At 41.7% G+C, this 20,393-nt stretch carries 16 protein-coding genes and 1 tRNA gene; 11 read left to right on the top strand and 6 right to left on the bottom strand.

Features of this window, described 5'->3' with window-relative positions:
• Positions 1–360 precede the first annotated feature (360 nt).
• The 4 genes from IEX80_RS18900 to IEX80_RS18885 all read left to right on the top strand — a co-directional run bounded on the left by IEX80_RS18900 (position 361) and on the right by IEX80_RS18885 (position 6,333).
• A complete protein-coding gene (locus IEX80_RS18900) occupies positions 361–2,238 on the top strand; it encodes a glycoside hydrolase family 30 beta sandwich domain-containing protein (RefSeq protein WP_090532761.1) in 1,878 nt (625 codons plus the stop codon).
• A gap of 41 nt (positions 2,239–2,279) precedes the next feature.
• Complete coding sequence (locus IEX80_RS18895; protein WP_188833765.1) at positions 2,280–3,512, top strand: family 16 glycosylhydrolase; 1,233 nt, start codon at positions 2,280–2,282, stop codon at positions 3,510–3,512.
• A 65-nt stretch (positions 3,513–3,577) separates the two neighbouring features.
• Complete coding sequence (locus IEX80_RS18890) at positions 3,578–4,471, top strand: hypothetical protein (protein WP_188833764.1); 894 nt, start codon at positions 3,578–3,580, stop codon at positions 4,469–4,471.
• A 368-nt stretch (positions 4,472–4,839) separates the two neighbouring features.
• A complete protein-coding gene (locus IEX80_RS18885; RefSeq protein ID WP_188833763.1) occupies positions 4,840–6,333 on the top strand; it encodes an MAC/perforin domain-containing protein in 1,494 nt (497 codons plus the stop codon).
• A 107-nt stretch (positions 6,334–6,440) separates the two neighbouring features.
• On the opposite strand, the gene IEX80_RS18880 is transcribed toward IEX80_RS18885, so the two are convergent.
• The 4 genes from IEX80_RS18880 to IEX80_RS18865 form a co-directional block, all read right to left on the bottom strand.
• Positions 6,441–7,271 (bottom strand): MlaD family protein, encoded by an 831-nt coding sequence (locus tag IEX80_RS18880; protein WP_188833762.1) that lies wholly within the window; start codon positions 7,269–7,271, stop codon positions 6,441–6,443.
• The gene (locus IEX80_RS18875; RefSeq protein ID WP_176626296.1) at positions 7,268–8,059 is read right to left on the bottom strand and encodes an ABC transporter ATP-binding protein; all 792 of its coding nucleotides are present in this window, start codon (positions 8,057–8,059) and stop codon (positions 7,268–7,270) included. Before IEX80_RS18875 ends, IEX80_RS18880 begins: the two co-directional genes overlap by 4 nt.
• 1 nt (position 8,060) lies before the next feature.
• The gene (locus tag IEX80_RS18870) at positions 8,061–8,840 is read right to left on the bottom strand and encodes an MlaE family ABC transporter permease (RefSeq protein ID WP_090532750.1); all 780 of its coding nucleotides are present in this window, start codon (positions 8,838–8,840) and stop codon (positions 8,061–8,063) included.
• A gap of 98 nt (positions 8,841–8,938) precedes the next feature.
• Positions 8,939–9,649: a pirin family protein gene (locus IEX80_RS18865; protein ID WP_188833761.1), complete on the bottom strand. Its 711-nt coding sequence runs from the start codon at positions 9,647–9,649 to the stop codon at positions 8,939–8,941.
• Between the two features lie 83 nt (positions 9,650–9,732).
• Here IEX80_RS18865 and IEX80_RS18860 point away from each other — a divergent pair, with 83 nt between their 5' ends.
• The 5 genes from IEX80_RS18860 (at position 9,733) to IEX80_RS18840 (ending at position 16,299) form a co-directional block, all read left to right on the top strand.
• Positions 9,733–10,389, top strand: coding sequence for an oxidoreductase (locus IEX80_RS18860; RefSeq protein WP_188833760.1), 657 nt, complete (start codon positions 9,733–9,735; stop codon positions 10,387–10,389).
• Positions 10,386–12,251, top strand: coding sequence for an ABC-F family ATP-binding cassette domain-containing protein (locus tag IEX80_RS18855; protein WP_188833759.1), 1,866 nt, complete (start codon positions 10,386–10,388; stop codon positions 12,249–12,251). The genes IEX80_RS18860 and IEX80_RS18855 overlap by 4 nt, the downstream gene beginning before the upstream one ends.
• Positions 12,251–12,496, top strand: a complete 246-nt coding sequence (locus IEX80_RS18850; RefSeq protein ID WP_208102383.1) for a CBU_0592 family membrane protein — start codon at positions 12,251–12,253, stop codon at positions 12,494–12,496. The genes IEX80_RS18855 and IEX80_RS18850 overlap by 1 nt, the downstream gene beginning before the upstream one ends.
• 184 nt (positions 12,497–12,680) lie before the next feature.
• Complete coding sequence (gene mnmG / locus IEX80_RS18845; RefSeq protein ID WP_090532742.1) at positions 12,681–14,543, top strand: tRNA uridine-5-carboxymethylaminomethyl(34) synthesis enzyme MnmG; 1,863 nt, start codon at positions 12,681–12,683, stop codon at positions 14,541–14,543.
• 115 nt (positions 14,544–14,658) lie between these two features.
• Positions 14,659–16,299, top strand: a complete 1,641-nt coding sequence (locus IEX80_RS18840; protein WP_188833758.1) for an Ig-like domain-containing domain — start codon at positions 14,659–14,661, stop codon at positions 16,297–16,299.
• Here IEX80_RS18840 and IEX80_RS18835 read toward each other — a convergent pair.
• Complete coding sequence (locus IEX80_RS18835; protein ID WP_188833757.1) at positions 16,289–16,801, bottom strand: gamma carbonic anhydrase family protein; 513 nt, start codon at positions 16,799–16,801, stop codon at positions 16,289–16,291. The two genes, IEX80_RS18840 and IEX80_RS18835, sit on opposite strands and share 11 nt — an antisense overlap.
• Before the next feature lie 74 nt (positions 16,802–16,875).
• Here IEX80_RS18835 and IEX80_RS18830 point away from each other — a divergent pair.
• Positions 16,876–16,948, top strand: a tRNA-Gly gene (locus tag IEX80_RS18830).
• Between the two features lie 126 nt (positions 16,949–17,074).
• On the opposite strand, the gene nadB is transcribed toward IEX80_RS18830, so the two are convergent.
• Positions 17,075–18,667: an L-aspartate oxidase gene (gene nadB / locus IEX80_RS18825; RefSeq protein WP_090532736.1), complete on the bottom strand. Its 1,593-nt coding sequence runs from the start codon at positions 18,665–18,667 to the stop codon at positions 17,075–17,077.
• A gap of 407 nt (positions 18,668–19,074) precedes the next feature.
• On the opposite strand from nadB, the gene nadA reads away from it, so the two are divergent.
• Entirely contained in the window at positions 19,075–20,067 is a 993-nt protein-coding gene (nadA, locus tag IEX80_RS18820) for a quinolinate synthase NadA (RefSeq protein WP_090532733.1), read from the top strand.
• Positions 20,068–20,393 lie beyond the last annotated feature (326 nt).

Here is a 20,393-nt window from a genome sequence, read left to right as displayed (position 1 = left end):
TAAGCGTATCACAAAAAAAATCTCATCGCAACAGAAACGTTGCACAGGCTATTTAAACTAATTTTTGCCCTCTTTAACACTGTGATGCAAGCGTATTAAATTATACATAATACACTATAAATCAATTAATTATGAACATTTTTCTTGATTGATCCGTTTAAATTACTGTAGATTTGTAATGCCAATTTTAAGCTACGCATAAACCTGCTTCATGGAAAACAGTAACGGTCGGGCGTATTTACCCTGACCAATGCTTTGATATTCTTAAGCAACAGTTAAATATTGTTACAAATATTGAATTGTTGCATAGGGGCTTATGTGATATTTTTTTGAATATCAATCAACTAAATAAACAACTCAATGAAAATCAATTACCAGTTAAAGCGGTTCGCAGTCCTCACCCTGCTCTCCACCGCTGCTTTTTACTCTTGTAAAAAGAATGTGAACAACAACGAAGCACCCAATCAAAAAACAAGCGGCACCGTAGCACGGGCCGCTAACGAAGTAGTGAATGCCTGGGTTACTACTGCCGATCAATCAAAGCTTTTACAGGCACAAGCCAGCTTTAATTTTAGTGCCGATGCCGGTACTAATGCAACAACTATTACAGTAGACGAAAACCAAACCTACCAGGGAATAGACGGTTTCGGCTTTACTTTAACCGGGGGCAGTGCCGGACTACTTAACGGCCTTGGCGCCAACCAAACCAATGTGCTTAACGAGCTTTTTGGCACAGCCAACGGCCAGATCGGGATCAGCTATATCCGGATCAGCATCGGTGCCTCCGATCTTAGCTCAAGCGATTTCACCTACAACCAAACCGCCGGCGATTTTAACATGAACAACTTCAGTATCAGCGCCGAAAACCAGGACCTGCTACCGATCCTGAAAAAGATCATCGCCATAAACCCATCTATCAAAATTATAGCTACCCCATGGACAGCCCCTACCTGGATGAAGGTAAACACCACCGGCAATAACGGCTATACCGGCGGCAGCCTCAATACAGCAGCAGGTTATTATGACGCCTATGCCCGCTATTTTGTAAAATACCTGCAGGCCATGCAGGCCCAGGGAATTACCATTGATGCCATTACCCCTCAAAATGAACCGCTTAACCCATACAACAACCCAAGTATGGTAATGCAGCCGGATGAGCAGGCCAATTTTATTAAAAACAACCTCGGCCCGCAAATCAGGGCGGCAGGCTTTCAAACCAAGATCATTGCCTATGACCACAACACCGACAGGATTGATTATCCCGAAACCGTGTTAGCTGATGGCGGCGCCAATCCCTATGTTGACGGATCAGCGTTTCACCTGTATGCGGGCAATATCAGCTCACTAACTGATGTACACAACGCCTATCCAAATAAAAACGTTTATTTCACCGAGCAATGGGTTGGCGCACCAAGCAATTTTGGCGGCGATCTGTCATGGCATGTTAACACGCTCATTATTGGTGCTACCCGCAACTGGAGCCGCAATGTTTTGGAATGGAACCTGGCCTCCGACCCAAACAACAATCCGCATACACCGGGCGGCTGCAGTACCTGTTTGGGAGGTATCACTGTTAGCGGTACTTCTATTACCCGAAATGTTGGTTATTACATTATCGGTCATGCATCGCGGTTTGTACGCCCGGGCGCTGTGCGGATTTCTTCCAATTTATCGGGCAGTATCCAAAACGTGGCCTTCAAAAATTCTGACGGCAGCAAAGTACTCATCGCCCTTAATAATGGCTCATCAAGCGTAAGCTTTAAAGTTAAATGGGGCGCGGAATCTTTTACTTACACGTTAGCCGCCGGCGCTGTAGCAACCTTTAAATGGACCGGCACCCAAAGTTCAGCATCAGGCCCGCCCATAGGTTCAGTCATCACCCTTAAAGGCTTTAATAACCTGTACGTAAGCAGCGAAAACGGCACGCAGGCCATGAATTGCAACCGGTCTACCGCCTCAGCATGGGAACAATTTACCGTGGTTGATGCCGGTGGAGGCAAAATAGCCTTGATGGCCATGAATAAATACGTATCCTCAGAAAACGGGACACAGGCCATAACCTGCAACCGCACAACTTTTGGCGACTGGGAAAAATTTGACTGGATCCCCACAACCGATGGCAAGGTTACCCTCCGCGGCAATAACGGCAAATTTATATCCAGCGAGAACGGTACACAACCCATGACCTGCACCCGTGCAACGGCGTCAGGCTGGGAGGCTTTTGGTGTAAACCAGTAATTACCTGCAAAACCAATTAATTATTCACCAATACTATCATTATGAAACAACTTTTAAATTTTGCGAAGAGTGCCGCTACTGCATCGGCATTAATGCTTTTAATTTCGTCCTGCAGCAAGGACTTGAACAGACCATCACCTTCCATTAAAACAAACGATGAAAAAACAGGCAGTTCAAGCACCACACCAAGAGCAGGCACATTGCTTTGGAGCGACGAATTTAACGGCACCAGCGTTAACACCGCCAACTGGAACATTGATAACGGCAACCCCGGCGTTAATAACGAAAAGGAATATTACCAGTCGGCAAACGCCACGGTATCAGGCGGTTTCCTTACCATTACTGCCCGCAAGCAATCCGTTGGAGGCCAGCCTTATACATCGGCCAAACTGACTACAGCAGGTAAATTCCAGCCTACCTATGGTCGTATTGAGGCAAGCATTAAGCTGCCGGCAGTACAAGGTACATGGCCCGCCTTCTGGATGCTGGGCGCAAACATCGGTACTGTAAACTGGCCGCAATGCGGCGAAATTGACATTATGGAGCAGGTAAACACCTCCAATACCATCTTGGGCACTATGCACTGGTACAACAACGGCGGCCACGTACAATATGGCGGCAGTACCACCACAACGCCAACAGGTTTCCATACCTACGCGGTTGAGTGGGATACCAATTCTATTCGCTGGTATGTGGACAATACGCTGTATGTAACCGGTAATATTGCCAATAATATCAACAATACCGGCGCATTTCATAATCCGTTCTTTATTATCCTTAACCTGGCCATCGGCGGAGATTTGCCGGGGAACACGATCAATGATAGTGCATTGCCTTGCAACATGGTGGTTGATTATGTACGGGTTTATGACCTGTCGGGCAGCAGTACAAACCCTCCTATTGGTCAAACTATCACTTTAAAAGGTTTTAATAACCAATATGTTAGCAGCGAAAATGGCACACAAGCCATGAATTGTAACCGTGCTACTGCATCAGCATGGGAGCAATTTACTGTAGTTGATGCCGGGGGCGGTAAAGTTGCTCTTCAGGCGATGGGTAAATACGTATCAAGCGAAAACGGTACACAAGCCATTACCTGTAACCGTACTACTATAGGCGACTGGGAAAAATTTGACTGGGTGCCTACCACCGATGGTAAAATTACATTCAGGGGCAACAACGGCAAGTTTATTTCCAGCGAAAATGGTACGCAACCTATGACCTGTAACCGTGCAACGGCATCGGGCTGGGAAGCTTTTGGCGTAAACCAATAATTTAAAATGATATATTTAGCCTGCTCTTTTTAAAAGGGCAGGCTTACTTGCTATATAAGCCTGCCATGAAAAAATTTACCGGCTTTTGCTTTCTGTGGTTAATAATAGGCCTGCGTACATTATATGCCCAATCGGGCAGAAACAAATTGGAGTTTAATCTTACCGATGGCTATCAGAAAGAGAATTTTCACTGGTCGATAGCCGGCAATAGCAATGGTCAAAGCCCCAATGTTTTTTCGGAACTGAAATGGACAAAGCTGAGCGGGCAAAGCATTGCTGCTTCTTTACAATATAATGTATATCAACGATTTAACATTTATGCAGATTACGGCCGGCAGTTTATCACCTCGGGCTCGGTAAATGATTCGGACTATAGCACCGATAACCGTACCGGTAATACCTATAATGAAACATTTGATGCTGGCAAGGGGAGCACACAGGGTTGGGCGCTTGGTGCAGGTTACAAATTAGTTGATAATGAACAATTTAGCTTTATACCTTACGCAGGATACAGCGATAACCGGCAATCCCTTTATTTATATGGTAGTGGTAACCGCTTTCCGAACTTGAACAGCAGCTACCAAACTAAATGGAAAGGCGTATTCATTAAAGTCATTGCATCTTTAAAACTCACTGAAAAGCTGAAGGCTAATGCCGATATCACCTATAACCAGGTAGGCTATAATGCCCTGGGCAACTGGAACCTCATCACCACTTTTCAGCACCCGGTTAGCTACCGGCACCATGCTAACGGGTATGGCTTGAATATGAGCGGCGCGTTGGCGTATTCAATCACAAATCACATAGCCATTCAGGCTGGTGGCGGATCCCTGCACTGGCAAACAGGTAATGGTACCGATGAACTTTACCTCAACAGTGCCGAGGTGGATAAAACACAGATGAACGGTGCGTATAGAAATGGCTTTAGGGTGTTTGGGGGAATAACATTCAATTTATAAGTGTTCCACGTGGCACATTGAAGCGATGACCAATTGGGATAGTCATTTAATTTGAACAGCCTATATCCCGTCCTTAAGTGAGGCACTTACAAGGTAGTAATTTTCGAAGATGATATCAACGCCAACCGGATTAGCATTAAATTATAAAATATTTTCCAAAAAAGTTTTCTTTCAATCGAGCATAAACCATAAGAAATTATAAATATAAAATATTTACAGTCAAATATTTATGAATAAAAACCCGCAATTCTATTCTTAAAAAGAGGCATATTCATCAATAATTAATCAAGGATTAAATATATTATTAACTATTGTGAAATATGAATTTTATAATATAAGTTTGCGCCAACTTAAACATTATAATAAATATGAAAAAAAACCTAAATCTCAAGCTGTTAATTACCTGCTCTGCGATTGCGATCACTTCAACCTTCACCAGCTGCAAGAAAAACGATTTTAGCCTTAATCAATCCACTAAACCTAAAAAACTAACAACTCAATCAGCAGGTGATCCCCTATATGATTTGTTGGGTTTTGGCTACGATGTGACCGGTGAATATGCAAGTTCAAACTCAACCACCTATCAGGTTGTAGATATTGCAAAAATTGCACAGGCAGAATCAAACAGGGTCGTGACCGACTTAAATGTTACACAATACTCAGAATCTCATTCGGGTTCAACTGCAGAAGATTATTCACAAAACCTTTCGTATTCTACTGGTGCATCCTTAACAGTGGGCGCATTTAGTGGTACAGTTAGTGAAAAGTTTCATGAATTCAGTTCCTTATCTTCGAAGTATTCATATGCAGACGCCTCATTAATAATCAGACAAAAACGGCTAAGATTTGATGCTCCATTAAGCCTGATAAAGTCAACTTATTTAACTCCTGTATTTAAATCTGATGTGAATAGCATGACTCCTCAGCAGCTTGTTACTAAGTATGGTACACACGTTTTAACAGATATTATTTTAGGTGCTAAATTGAGTTTATATTATCGTTCTCAAACCACCATTAAAGACAGAGCCTTGTCTGTAAAAGCAGGTGCAGAAGCTAAAGGTTTATTTGGAATTTTTGGAGCATCTACTAATATATCTTACCAAGATTCGCTGATAAATTCAAATTTTGATCAAACAATATATTATGAAACAGTCGGAGGCGATGGTACTAAGGGGCTATTCGGCGAAATTGTGCTGGATAATTCAGCTCCAAAAATCAGCATAGCAAACTGGCAAAGTAGCTGTACTCGAGAAAATGCTGCTTTTATTCAATTGGGTAACAGTGCAACAAACATAATTCTGTTATCCGATCTTATTGATGATCCTGCTAAAAGTACTGCGGTTAAAAACTATATTGACCAATATTTAGCAAACAAACATGTTCATTTATCAAATACGCTGGCAACCGTTAAGTCGAACGCCTTTTACAATGTGTATTTAAGATTAAATGGTACAAATTACGTTTCGAGCACCTCTGGTAGCGGTACTGTCAATTGTCAGTTCACTGCCGCACCTTTTGAAAAAATGTTGTTTGCAAAACAAAGTGACGGAACTTACACTATTGAATCAAATGCATTTGCTGGCTTGTTCTTAAGAATGGATGGCTCAGGTGTACCAACCGGCCCTCAGGGTGGAGGCATTGTAAATCTTCAAAATTCAGTTGGTCCGTATGAAAAATTCAATGTAATAAAACAGAGTGATGGTACATATGTTATCCAATCAGTGGCCTTTCCTGGCACTTACTTAAGAATGGACGGTACAGGCGTTACTTCCGTTTTGGCAAACGGTGGCGGAAAAATTAATTGCACGAAACAAGCCCCTGGTCCGTGGGAAAAGTTTGTTATAAAACCAGATTTATACTAATTCTCTATTTGGAAACTACTTAAAATTCAATTCCTAATAAAAAGGCGGCATTAGAGAAATCTTTAATGACGCCTTTTTTATTAAAACTTAACTGCCTTTCTATATCATCAATTACCATCCTTCTGCTTATCAGCAGCTTCCTTAGCTGCTTTTTCCCTTTGCTTTTGGGCTTCTTTCGCTGCTTTTTCCTTATCCTCTTTAATCTTCTCCTGGGCTTTTTTAATGCTGTCCTGCCTTTGTTGTTCACGCTTCTTCTTCTTGTTAAAGAAACCTCTTAACAAAAAGTTATGCTGGGCCGCGGTAAGGTCCTCATTAAGCGTATTGGTTGTAGTATGGACTGTTTTGATAGTAGTACGGGCCTGTTTAACAGTGCCTTCCAGGTCGCGCGCCATTTTGTCGCTGTTCAACAGGCGGCCAATACTGCCCTGCCCATTATTAATCTTGGCGACTATGCCGGTTAAATTTTCGGTTAATGATTCGGCGTTATCGGCCACGCGGGTAAGTTTATTAATGATCTTGTCTACGTCGACCGGGTTTATCGAACTTAAACGGCCGCCATCTTCAATCTCCTCGTGGCTAACAATACCGCCGGGCGCTATTACTACCAGCTTATCCCCCATCAAACCATCACTGCCTATGCTCAGCTTCGAATCTTTTTTTATAAACTTTTTCACACTTTTATTCAGTGTAAGGTCAACCCGTACCGAGCTATCGGTTACGATATTAATAGATTGTACCACTCCCACATTAATACCCGCGAAGCGTACATTATTACCTACCTGCAGGCCGCTCACATTTTTAAACCGTCCATAAACATGAAAGGTAGAATTGAACAGGCTTTTTTGGTTACCTATTAAAAAAATAGCTACCAACAGCACTGCCAATCCTAAAAAGGTGAACAGGCCTATTTTTATTTTTTGAGATGATGTGGTTTTCATGCTGATACGTTAAAAAATGATCTGACCATTTCGTTGTCTGATTTTTCGAGCTCTTTGTACGAGCCCTCGGCTATATATTTACCATCATCCATTACCAGGATCCGGTCGGCCGTAATGCGGGCACATTCCATGTCGTGGGTAATGATGACAGATGATATTTCATACTTCCGTTGCAGCCGGTTAATCAGTTCACTGATCTCGCGGGATGTTATGGGATCAAGCCCGGTAGTGGGCTCATCATACAACATAATTTCGGGGTTAACGATCAGTGTACGGGCCAGTCCTACCCTTTTCCGCATCCCGCCCGACAGATCTGACGGCATTTTATCTATGGCATCAAGCAAACCAACTGCATCCAGTACACCTTCAACCTTTTTATTAATTTCTTTCTGGTCTTTGAGCTTCAATACCCTGGTAAGCGGAAACTCCAGGTTATCCCTTACCGTCATGGAATCATACAAAGCACCGCCCTGAAAAAGGAAGCCTATCTTTATCCTAAGCTGTTTAAGCTCATCATCGTCCATCGTGGTAATATCTTCACCAAATACTTCCAGGCTGCCGCCATCGGGCTGTAACATACCTACAACACACTGAATAGTAACCGATTTTCCCTGCCCTGATTTCCCCAGTACAACGATATTTTCACCCTTTTTTAAGTCAAAACTGATATCCTTAAGCACCTGCTTTTTGCCAAAGGACTTTTTGATCCCCTTAGCGCGGATCACCACTTCTTTTTTTTGAGCTGATAGTTCCTTTTCGGCTTCAGTATGTTGGTTTGTTTCTTTCATCTCATTTATAAAATAACAAACTGGTGATCTGAACGGCTATCGCATCAATAATAAAAATCCACAAGGAGGCAGTTACCACGGCCGAGTTTGCAGCTATGCCTACACTTTCAGTGCCTTTATCAGAGTGATAACCTTTATAACATCCCACAAAACCAACCGCAAACCCAAAAAGCACCGTTTTGGCAACTGCAGGCAGCAGATCCGAAAAATCGAGCGAGGCTATACATTTATTGAAATAGAGGGAAAAACTAATGCTATCGGTGAAGTTGAGCGCCAGGAAACCACCAAAAAGCCCAATAGCATCGCCTATAACGGTTAATAGCGGAATCATAAAGCTGGTTGCCAGTATGCGCGTTACCACCAGGTATTGGACGGGGTTTGCACCCGATACTTCCATAGCATCAATCTGTTCGGTAACTTTCATACTGCCCAGCTCGGCGCCAATACTCGATGCTATTTTGCCGGCACAGATAATAGCCGTAATAACAGGCCCAATTTCGCGCACAAGGGCTACCGACAATGTTTTGGGCAACATGCTTTCGGCGCCAAGATCTACCAGCGACGGTCTGAGCTGCAAAATAAGCACCAGGCCCATAATAAAGGAGGTGATACCCACCAGCATCATGGAACGATAGCCTATTTCGTAACATTGCCTCACAAATTCCGACCATTCAAAGCCGCCGGTAAATATATTGCGGAAAAAACGTGAGAAGAACACCACATAGTCGCCTATGCCTTCCAGCCATTTCCTCCATCCGCTTAGTTCCTGCTGTGCTTCCATCAGTGAATCTTAAATAATTGTAAACAACAACAAAGCAATGCTCAATTGTTTTTGAACTTTCAATAATATTCACTTTATGGATTCAGGCTAAATACTGATTATGACATCGGTACATCAATGATCAGGAAACGGGAGGGCTCTTCGGTTATAATTGTAAGTGAACTTGTATCATAAACGCCCAGCGCATCTTTTTTGTTTAAAACCTGGCTGTTTATTTTAGCCGCTCCATCCAACACAAAAATGTAAGCGCCATTGCCTTTTGTTTTAATATCATAATTTATTGTTTGCCCCGCCTCAAACTTACCCATCGAAAATGTGGCATCCTGGTTTATCCAAAGGGTGTCTTTGCTTTTTTGCGGCGATATCAGCGTAGTGAGCTCATTCAATTTAAAACGGTCTTTAAAACTCATCTGATCGTAACGGGGCTGGATATTTCTTGCTTTAGGAAAAAGCCAGATCTGCAGCGTATTTGCCGCTTCTTTATGCGAGGCATTATACTCTGAGTGGTATACACCGGTACCTGCCGACATTACCTGTACCTCACCTGCATTAACTACCCCGGCATTGCCCATACTATCTTTATGCTGTAACCCTCCTTTTAAAGGAATGGTGATAATTTCCATATTATCATGCGGATGGCTTCCAAAACCGCGGCCCGCAGCAATAATATCATCATTCAAAACGCGCAGCGCTCCGAAATTCATTTTTTCGGGATTATAATACGATGCAAAACTGAAGGAAAAATTGGCCTTTAACCAGCCTATATCGCTATGTCCTCGTTCTGCTTCGGGATAAAATATTGTTTTCATGTTACTATATAATTATATGTTTAAACACACAATATTTATTCCACAATTTAATTATGCGTAATTTTGCAAAAAATCAATAAGTAATGGCAAAAAAAGCTGTTATTGCAGGCTCAAGCGGACTTATTGGCAGTCATCTCCTGCAAATTTTATTGGAACAAGCCTATTATGATGAAGTATTGATCCTGGTAAGAAAAAAAATACCACTACAACATCATAAATTAAAACAGCTTGTTATCGACTTTGAACAGCCCGAAACATATAAAAACGAGCTTAATGGCCATGCTTTGTTCTGCTGCTTGGGGTCGACAAAGAAGAAAACGCCTGATTTGGCTGTCTATCGCAGGATAGATCATGATTACCCGTTATTACTGGCACAATTGGCTAAGCAAAACGGGGTCGAACAATATCATTTGGTATCATCAATTGGAGCCGATATAAATGGTGTTAACTTCTATACCAAAACTAAAGGGGAAACCGAGGCCGATATAACAGCTGCTGGTATCCCTGCTGTTCATATTTACAGGCCATCTTTCTTAGCCGGCGACAGGCAGGAAAGCAGACCAATGGAAAAGTTTTTAAACGGCTTAATGAAGGTTATAAATCCGCTGCTCTTTGGCAGATGGAAAAAATACCAAAGCATTGATGCCTCAACCGTTGCCATGGCCATGTATCTACAATCAATAAAACAAACGACTGGTGTATTTATATACGAGTCGGATAAAATAAAACAACTATCGTGAGTACTTATCTTTCTGCCGAGAACCTTGGCCATCAATTTCATGACAACTGGTTATTTAAAAATGTAACCATAGGTATTAACCGCGGCCGTAAGGTTGCGCTTGTAGGCGTTAATGGTGCCGGCAAATCTACCCTTCTAAAAATATTGGGCGGTACTATAAAACCTACCGAGGGTAAAGTGGTGCAAGCCCGCGACCTTAACATGGGTTACCTGGAGCAGGACCCAAACTTTAAAAACGCGGTTACTATCAGCGATTATATATTTCATGCCGATGATGTGCAGCAGCAGCTCATCCGCAGGTATGAGGAACTGATGGAGAACGACCCGGAAAATACCAAGGCCATTGAAAAGGTAATGGAAGAGATGAGCGAGGTTGATGCCTGGGAGTATGAGTACAAGATCAAAACTATTTTAGGCCGGTTAGATATCCACCACCTCAATCAGCATATCACTACCCTATCGGGCGGGCAAAAGAAACGTTTGGCCTTAGCTAAGCTACTTATTGAAGATCCGGAAGTTTATATACTGGATGAGCCTACCAACCACCTGGATATTGATACGATAGAATGGCTGGAGAAATTACTGACCGAAGGCAACAAAACCATATTGATGGTTACGCACGACAGGTATTTCCTGGATAACGTATGTAACGAGATTTTAGAGATTGACAGAGGAAAGATTCAACCTTACAACGGAAGTTATGGTTATTACCTTGAAAAGAAAGCTGAACGAGAAGCAGCGGACGAAGCCGCATTTCAAAAAAACTCCAACCTGTTAAGGAAAGAGCTTGAATGGATGCGCCGCCAGCCCCAGGCCCGTGGTACTAAATCAAAAGCCCGCATCGATGCGTATTATGACCTGGAAGAAAAGACCAAGAATGGTGGTATCCGGGATAAAGTTGAATTAAGCGTTAAAACAGCGCGCCAGGGTAATAAGATCATGGAAATGGATCACCTGTATAAATCATTCAACGGTAACACTTATATCAATAATTTCAGTTATATATTTAAAAAGGGCGACAGAATTGGTTTAGCCGGAAAAAACGGCAGCGGGAAATCAACCCTTTTAAATATCATCACAGGCGCTTTACAACCCGATAAAGGCACTGTAGTAAAAGGAGAAACAACTGTAATAGGTTATTTCCATCAGGCAGGCATTACTTTTAAGGAAGACGAACGCGTAATTGATATTGTAAAGAACGTTGCAGAATTTATTACCATGGCCGATGGCAAAACCATTTCAGCCTCTGCTTTGCTTACCTTGTTTCTCTTCCCTCCTGCCAAACAGTATGGTTTTATATCCAAACTAAGCGGTGGTGAAAAGAAACGCTTGCAGCTAATGAGCATCCTGATGAAGAACCCGAACTTTCTGATACTGGATGAGCCCACCAATGATTTGGATATCGACACTTTAAATGTATTGGAAGAGTTTTTAACCAACTACGGAGGTGTATTGATGATGGTATCGCACGACAGGTATTTGCTGGATAAGCTTACCGACCAGCTTTTCATCATGGAAGAAAAAGGTCACGTGCGCATCTTTAATGGAAACTACTCATCGTACAGGCTTGAACTGGAAGAAGCCAAACAACAAGCTAAAAAACCTGCTGCTGTAGTGCAAACACAAGCACCTGCAGCTAAAAAGAGCAAGTTAAGCTATAAAGAAGCCAAAGAATTAGAAAACATTGAAGATGAGATCAACGCCATTGAGGCAAGTATAAAAGATAAAAACGAACAACTGAACGCTTCGGGCATCGACCCTAAAAAGCTTGATGATTTATTAAAGCAAATAGAGGTTTTAAACAAGCAACTGGACGATAAAAGCGCCCGTTGGATGGAATTAACCGAGCTAAACGAAGGATAATGAAGGCATCGGATATTATAGCATCAATAGGAGTAATTATACTTTTAATAGCATTTCTGTTAAATTTAACTAAGAAACTACCTACCGAAAGCAAGCTTTACAGCCTTTTAAACCTTATTGGCGCAGGCACCTGTTGCTATGCATCATATATGGTAAATTTCTACCCTTTTGTGGTGTTAGAGGGCGTTTGGGGGTTTGTAGCTTTAATATCATTATTCAGGGTTCCACGTGGAACATCTGTTTAATTGAGGTAATTTTGCAGTTAAGTCTGAAATTCTAAACAGTAAGTTGAAAGTACCAACGAGAAAATCAACGTAAATAAAATTAAAGTTCCACGTGGAACAAACTTGAATTGAAGTACCATTAAGTCAACATAAGACTTAAAACCTGCAACTCAAGACTTACCAAAAGTGGAACAAGGAGGATAAAATGTTTAAGAAATATAATGTAATAGTGGTAGGTGCCGGGCACGCAGGCTGTGAAGCTGCTGCTGCCGCTGCTAATTTGGGTTCATCAGTTTTGCTGATCACCATGAATATGGGTACCATTGCACAGATGAGTTGTAACCCTGCCATGGGTGGTGTTGCTAAGGGACAAATAGTGCGGGAGATAGATGCTTTGGGTGGATATTCGGGCATTATAACGGATAAAACATCTATCCAGTTCAGGATGCTTAATCAATCAAAAGGCCCCGCAATGTGGAGCCCGCGTGCTCAAAGCGACCGTATGCGCTTTGCCGAAGAGTGGCGTTTATCATTAGAACGCACCCCTAACGTTGATTTTTGGCAAGACACAGTTACCTCTCTGCTGGTAAAAAATAATACCGTAGCAGGTGTTCGTACCTCTATCGGTATCGAAATTGAAGCGGATGCCGTTGTATTAACTAACGGAACCTTCCTGAATGGTGTGATCCATATTGGCGAAAAAAGATTTGGCGGAGGCCGTACAGGTGAAAAAGCAGCTACAGGTTTAACCGAGCAATTGGTTGAATTAGGCTTTGAAGCAGGTAGAATGAAGACCGGTACCCCACCCCGTGTTGACGGTCGCAGTTTAAACTATAGCTTGATGGAAGAGCAATGGGGCGATCCCGTAAGAGGCAAATTTTCCTTTACCGACGTACCATTTATAGAAGAACAACGCTGCTGCTGGATTACCTATACCAATACCAATGTACACGAAACCTTGAAAGAAGGCTTTGAAAGATCACCCATGTTTACAGGTCGAATCAAAGGTTTAGGTCCACGCTATTGCCCTTCAATTGAAGATAAAATTAACAGGTTTGCTGAGCGCGATCGCCACCAGATTTTTGTTGAACCGGAAGGTTTAAATACTGTTGAGATCTACGTAAATGGTTTCTCCACCTCCTTACCTGAGGATGTACAATACAAAGCACTCACCAAGATTCCGGGTTTTGAGAACGCTAAAATGTTCAGGCCGGGTTATGCTATTGAGTACGATTTCTTCCCTCCTACACAATTAGGTTTAACCTTAGAAACTAAACAGATCAGCAACCTGTACTTCGCCGGCCAAATCAATGGCACTACCGGTTACGAAGAAGCAGCGTCTCAAGGTTTCATTGCAGGGATCAATGCGCACCAAAAAATTAACGATAAACATGAATTGATCCTGAAAAGAGCAGAGTCATATATAGGTGTTTTGATAGATGACCTGGTAACTAAAGGTACTGAAGAGCCTTACCGCATGTTCACTTCAAGGGCTGAACATAGACTTTTATTACGCCAGGATAATGCAGATATCAGGCTCTCTCCTATGGGTCATGAACTGGGATTGATTAGTGATGAGCGTTTGGAAAAAGTAAATCAAAAGATAAAAAACTCTGATGATATTGTGGCTTATACCAAAAGCAAGTCCATCGATCCATCAACAGTTAACACCCTGATGGAAGAGTTGGGTACGAGTCCGCTTGCGCAAAGCACCAAACTATTCAATTTGTTGAGCCGCCCGCAGGTAACCTTTAATGACCTTAAAAAAGCCGACGCTCCTTTGGCCGAGTTACTTTCGGCCTACGATAAAGAAACTATTGAGCAGGCTGAAATAAAAATCAAATATGAGAGTTATTTCATCAAGGAGATGGAGATAGTTGACCGGATGAAAAAAATGGAAGACCGCGAGATCAATCCAAATTTTGATTATCACACGTTGGTATCGCTCTCCAAAGAGGCACGCGAAAAATTGATGAGGATAAAACCACGCACTTTGGGCCAGGCTTCCCGAATATCGGGCGTTTCACCCTCCGATATTTCAGTTTTGATGGTTCATGTATCGAGATAAAACGTAAATAACTGATAATTAATTAATTATAAAAAGTCCTTTAAAATCAATTATTTTTAATTTTTAATAGTACTTCTCATAAAAACATAAAAATCGCTTATATCGCCTAAAAACTATGTTAAACACAAAAACGGCTATTTTTTACAAAAATTCAATACTGATTTTTATTGTTTTGTTCATTTTTGGATGCGCAGCCCAACAACCACCGCAAGGAGGGCCGCGCGACCAGACCCCGCCCAAATTGGTGAAGGCAATTCCCGGAAATAAAACCCGGAATTTTGCTGCCAAACAAATCGACCTGGAATTTGACGAATTCATCAAACTCACTAATGCTTACCAGGAGATCAGCATGAGCCCAGCCATGGAGAAGCCACCCGAGTATTCATCAAACAAAAGAAAATTAAAAATTGAGTTTAAAGACAGCCTTCAAAAAAATACTACCTACGTTATCAACTTTGGAAAGTCAATACAAGATGTGAATGAAAGTAACATCCTTAAAAATTTCACTTATGTTTTTTCTACCGGCAGCCACATCGATTCACTGAGCATCAGCGGTACGGTAACCAATACCCTCACCCAGGAAAAAGAGAAAGATGTACTGGTATTTATTTTCCCGGTGAAGCAGGACACACTCTTCGGAAAAAAGAAGCCATCTATTTTTGCCCTCACCGATTCGTCAGGAAATTTCGCTTTGAATAATTTAAGGGAAGATGACTATCGCATCTATGCCTTAAAAGAAGCAAGCCCCGATAAAATTTTTAACCGCGATGAAGAGCTGATCGCTTTCCTGAAAAAACCAATTCATCTCCGGGCCGATACTTCGAACGTCCAATTAAACTTATTCAAGCAAGATCCTGAAAAATTCAGGGTATCCGAAAAACGCTTTGATACTGATGGTAAGCTATTATTGGTATTTAACAAAGGGCTAACACAGCCGGCCATTAAAGTGATTTATCCTGCCAATGTGGATGATAGAAAACAGGTATCGTTTTCACGTACAAAAGATACAGCATCTGTTTATTTGCGTAATATGAACTTCGACTCCCTGCGTGTGGCCATATTTGACAAAGGAAAGCCTATAGATACCATCTATCAGCTTAAACGTAAAAATGAAAGCTTTACACGTGTTGTAACAACAAGCTATAACATGGGTAATGACAGTAAATTAAAACCCGGCGGCAATTTGGTGATCACGGCAAGCATCCCTATCGAAAACTTCGACCAATCGCAAATTACCTTAAACGAAGATTCTGTAGCTACAAGCGATTACACCATCCAAAAAGATACAGGCAACTATAAACTGCTCAATTTAAAATACCGATGGCGGGAAACCAGTAAATATGAGCTGATACTCAATGAAGGTGCATTGACGGATATTTACGGTGATAAAAACAAACGCCTGTCTAAAAAATTCCAGATCAATAAGCTGGATAATTATAGCCAGCTTACAGTGAAGTTAACTGTGCCTGATACCGCCAAAGCCTATGTGGTTGAGTTATTAAGTGAAGACAAAAAATTAATTCAAAGCGACCCTATTACCAAAAATACCTCATTGGTATATAAAGGGATCCTGGCCGCTAAATACTATGTTAGGATCATTTACGACGAAAATAAAAACGGCAAATGGGATAGCGGGAACGTAAGGTTGAAGCGACAACCCGAAAATATCTGGCTAAATGAAAAGCTCATCACCCTGAGGCCAAACTGGGAAGCGGAGGAACCGGTGACTATTCCAAAAGAAAAGGTTACTCCTTAAACCAGCCCGAATACATGATATAATTTTGAGGCAGTTGCTTCAACATAGCCCTTTGCTCATCAGTAAGGGGCTTTATTTTTTTTGCAGGGATGCCGGCATACAGATAGCCAGATTCGCAAACGGTGTTTTCCAGCACTACAGCGCCTGCAGCAATGATCACAAACTCATTTACAACCGCATGATCCATCACAATAGCGCCCATGCCTACCAACGTATGATCATGTAAAGTACAGCCGTGTACAAGCGCGTTATGCCCAATAGAAACATGATTACCTATATTAGTTGGCGCTTTTAAATAAGTGGCATGAATTACTGCACCATCCTGGATATTGGTATTATTTCCAATCTTGATATAATGCACATCACCACGGATCACCGCGTTAAACCATACCGAGCAATTATCACCCATCACTACATCCCCTACTATAGTGCAGTTTTCGGCAATAAAACAATCCTTACCCCAAACCGGGCTTTTATCTTTTATGGGCAGTATTACTGGCATATCTTTAATTAGTGAATTATTGATTTAATGGATTAGTGATTTGAATAATTTTATTTATGTTTGATTATAAATAAGCGAAAATAGCTCAGTCGGTAGAGCGTCAGTTTCCCAAACTGAAGGCCGCGGGTTCGAATCCCGTTTTTCGCTCACTCACTAAAGGCTCTTTTTCATGTCATTGCGAGGAGGAACGACGAAGCAATCTCGTAGCTATGCTTGTCGAATATGCATTGACTACGAGATTGCCACGCTACGCTCGCAATGACATATTTTATACTAAAACACCGTATCCTGCACCTGCTCAGCATGCTCAGGATAATCAGTAGTATAATGTAATCCCCTGCTTTCTTTACGCAACATAGCCGATTTTACGACAATAAACGATACCTGGATCAGGTTACGCAGCTCGCAAAGTTTAACCGATAGTTTAGTTTTCTTGTAGAAATCTTCAGTCTCTTCGTATAATAATTTTAACCTCCGCAGAGCCCTATCGAGTCTGAAATCCGAACGAACGATACCTACGTAGTCATTCATCAGCTTCTGCATTTCGCGTACGTTGTGGGTAACCAGGATGTCTTCGTTTGACAGCTGCACGCCCTTCTCATCCCAATCCGGGATATTATCGGGTATTACATTATTTTCGAAATTCTTAATTGCGTCCTCGTAGATCCTGTGGGCAAAAACCAACGCCTCTAATAAAGAATTTGAAGCCAGGCGATTAGCACCATGCAGGCCTGTTGATGAACATTCGCCGCAGGCATACAACCTTAATATAGACGATTGCCCAACATGATCAACCATAATACCGCCGCACATATAATGACAGGCCGGCGCAACAGGGATCATATCTTTAGTCATGTCGATACCAATCTCCAGGCATTTAGCATAAATATTAGGAAAATGGTTCAGGATATCTTTCTTGCTTCGGTGCCTTACATCTAAATAAACAAAGTCTTCGCCCGATTTTTTGATCTCGGCATCAATAGCCCTTGCCGTTATATCACGGGGTGCTAAGGATTTACGCTCATCGTATTCGTGCATAAACTCCTCGCCATTAGTGCGCTTTAACACGCCGCCAAAACCGCGTACAGCTTCGGATATGAGAAAAGAAGGATACTCGCCGGGATTATACAAAGCTGTTGGATGGAATTGCATGAACTCCATATTACGTACCTTACCTTTTGCACGATAAACCATAGCAATGCCATCACCGGTGGCGATGGTTGGATTTGTGGTAACAGCATAAATATGTCCGGCGCCACCAGCAGCCATTACCGTAACTTTAGATAAGATCTTCTCGACGATCTTGGTTTCGGTATTAAAAGCGTAAATCCCGAAACAGGTAATATCAGTACTTGATTTACCTACCAGCTCGCCCAAATGGTGCTGCGTAATTAAATCAACCGCAAAATAATGTGTAAGTATCTCAATATTAGGGTTTTTATGAATTTCCTCTAAAAGTGAACGCTCTATCTCCCAGCCAGTTACATCTTTGTAATGTAACACACGAAACTCGGAGTGCCCCCCCTCTTTAGCCAGGTCATAAACACCCTCGTTTGTCTTATCGAAATTAGTTCCGTAATCAATAATTTCATTGATGCGCTCGGGCCCTTCTTTAACAACTGCTTCAACAACTTCGCGGTCACAAAGCCCATCGCCACTTATTAAGGTATCCTGGATATGCTTTTCAAAAGAATCTTCTTTTTTATCCACAACCACCGCAACGCCCCCCTGGGCATATTTGGTGTTGGATTCGTCTTCGTTAGATTTTGTAACTATCAGTACCTTACCATGCTTCGCGGCTTTGAGCGCAAAACTTAATCCGGCTATCCCTGAACCCACTACAAGGAAATCAACATTTCGGGTCATATTTTAGATGAATGTGTGTAAAAGTAGTACTAATGTTAATAACAGCTGTATAACCTGTTAAGTTTATGTAAACAAAAAGTGAAAAATAGTTTACAGTGTGTATAACTCCCTTTCTCACGCCGAATATCAATATTTTTTGAGCGACTTTTACGACACTTTAGTCATAAAGCTAACATTTTGTCAACCCTGAAAATATTAACATAAAACTTTTTTAAATAAAAATTGATTGTCATACCTATCTAAAAATCAGCGCTATTTTTAGTGGAAAAATGTGTATAAGTGTTAATAAATTGTGAAAACTAACTTTTAAAACAAAAATTACTCCGAATTTTGCACATTACCAACACCCTAATAAACAATAGTTCTTTTTAATTTAAAAATTAGTTGTTATTAATTGAATTGTGGAAATGAATACCTTCGAAGAAATAAATCTGAAAGGATACGTGGATGAAGAAATTGATCCGACGCTTGATCTTTTCGCGGAAATTGAAAAATTAAAAAAGCAAAAAAATGCGGTGATCCTGGCGCACTATTACCAGGATGGCGATATCCAGGATATTGCCGATTACATTGGCGATAGTTTAGGATTATCTCAACAAGCCGCCAAAACGGATGCCGATATCATTGTTTTTGCAGGTGTACATTTCATGGCCGAAACTGCCAAGATCCTGTCGCCAACCAAGAAGGTTTTACTGCCGGATATGAAGGCAGGTTGTTCATTAGCAGATAGTTGTCCGCCACACTTGTTCAAAAAGTTTAAGGAAAACTATCCCGATCACCTGGTGATCACTTATGTAAACTGTACGGCTGAATTGAAAGCTTTAACCGACATTGTTTGTACATCAAGCAACGCTGTGCAGATTGTAGAGAGCTTACCGAAGGATCAGAAGATCATTTTCGGACCTGATAAAAACCTTGGCGCGTACGTAGCCAAAAAAACCGGCCGCGACCTGGTATTGTGGAATGGGGCCTGTATGGTTCATGAGATATTTTCGAGAGAAAAGATCACCAAACTAAAGGAACGTCACCCGGGTGCAAAGCTGTTGGCACATCCTGAATGTGAGGATGTTATACTGGAAATGGCCGATTATGTTGGTTCAACAACCGGAATTTTAAAATATGCCGGCAGCCACCAGGACAAGGAATTTATTGTAGCGACGGAATCGGGCATTTTACACCAGATGCAAAAGGAAAACCCGGATAAAATATTTATCCCGGCGCCACCAAATAACAACTGCGCATGCAACGATTGCCCGCATATGAAGCGTAACACACTGGAAAAGTTATACCTGTGTTTGAAAAATGAAACGCCTGAGGTAACTGTACCACAGCATATCATTGAAAAAGCAGTAAAACCGATTGAGCGCATGCTTGAAATTTCGGCGCAGCTTGGATTATAGTTCTTTGGGATTACACCGATTACAAGTTGACTTCACCGATTTTTTATCAGTTGGATGGCCTTGATCAGGAAGTTATAAACCGGGGAATTGTGGAAAACCGGGAGCTATAAAATTGAAGGTATTTTTAGTGTAAAAGTGCCTTCTTGCTTGTAAAAAGGCTAAAAATCGTAAAAAATTTTTCCGCCAAAGGCGGATATAAGGTATAAAGGTTGCGGCCCGAGAAATTGGGTTATCCACATTATTGTTAAGAAGTATAAAAGCTAAAGGGAAATTCGAGTATATATATTTGTCGTCCGTTTTTGGAGGTGAGAAAAATTTGGTTGGTA

The sequence above is a fragment of the Mucilaginibacter rubeus genome (assembly GCF_014643835.1).
Lineage (GTDB): Bacteria > Bacteroidota > Bacteroidia > Sphingobacteriales > Sphingobacteriaceae > Mucilaginibacter > Mucilaginibacter rubeus.
The sequence above is the reverse complement of the archived record's forward strand: the minus strand, read 5'-3'. Positions and strand labels throughout refer to the sequence as shown.